Genomic DNA, 1,055 nt, shown 5'->3' with positions numbered 1-1,055 from the left:
GACGGCGGCCGGGTCGGCGGGCTGGCCCTGCTCTCTCCCCTGATCCTGGTCCTGGGCGTCCGCGGAGGGCTCGGTGAAGGGAGCCGCTCTCAGAAACCGGATCTCGATCCGGTCCGGCTCACGGATGTAGCCGACGGACAGATCGGGGCAGTCCTCAAACACCTCGCCGTCAACCATCACGGTCAGGACACCGGGCAGCCCCGAGGGCCGGCCCATGTCAGGGTCGTCGGCCAACTGACCGGCCAGGACCTTCAGCGCGTAGGGAACGCCAGCCCCGAGCTGGGCGGCGATGTCACGTACGTCCGGCTGGATTTCGACCTTCACAGCCTGCTGCTCCTCGCTGATCGGATAAAGGGCCGTACCCCTCACGCAGTAGGACGCCCGCGCTCCCCGGCGGGCAGTGCGCCCTTTCTGCTGTGCGGAGCCAGGGCGGGCGATGGCGGGCCCCTGGGGGCGGCTGCTACGGGGATGTCGCTACGTGCCACGCCCGCATCGACAGGGATGGGAGGGTGACGGTGAAACAACTCCGCCCAGCCTGAAGACCATATTGGTGAACGAGAATCGGCAGCAGCCCGGCCCGAACGCCGGACGTGACTCATGCCTTCGGAGGGCGGAAACTCCCCCAGCCCCAGCCCCAGCCGGGGCACCAGTTCCAGCATCAGCAACTCAAGCATCGGCTCCTGGTCTAGTGATCAGCAGTGTGAAGCAGTCGGACACCTCCAGGGCCACCTGGCCGTACATGGAGCGCCAGCAGGAGAGCATGACGATCAGTGCGCCCTGGGGAACCTCGACGCCGTGGCGACGCGGTAGTCGGTGATCTGTTCGCGCAGCCGCAGGTCCAGCTCGTCGTCGGCGAGGACGGGGTAGGGACGGGACGCTGCCAAGGCCGCAGGGAACCCGACATGGCAATGGCGTCGCTGTCCGCCCGGCCCGCCCTGCCTCGGTATACGGACAGCAGGACTCGGTTCGCAACAGTCACGCGCCAGTGCAGCAGGGTGCGCCTTCGCCCTGTCACCGCACGTGGGACGTAACGCCGGTCAAGGGCCCTGGCCCCC

General features: G+C 68.3%; 1 pseudogene. It reads right to left on the bottom strand.

Features of this window, described 5'->3' with window-relative positions:
- A pseudogene (locus tag AOK08_RS44305) lies at positions 1 to 324 on the bottom strand (hypothetical protein); the annotation flags it as partial.
- Between the last annotated feature and the right edge of the window lie 731 nt (positions 325 to 1,055).

Source organism: Streptomyces graminilatus (assembly GCF_001418565.1).
Lineage (GTDB): Bacteria > Actinomycetota > Actinomycetes > Streptomycetales > Streptomycetaceae > Streptomyces > Streptomyces graminilatus.
Note: the sequence above shows the minus strand (reverse complement) of the source record. Positions and strands in the feature narration are given on the sequence as shown.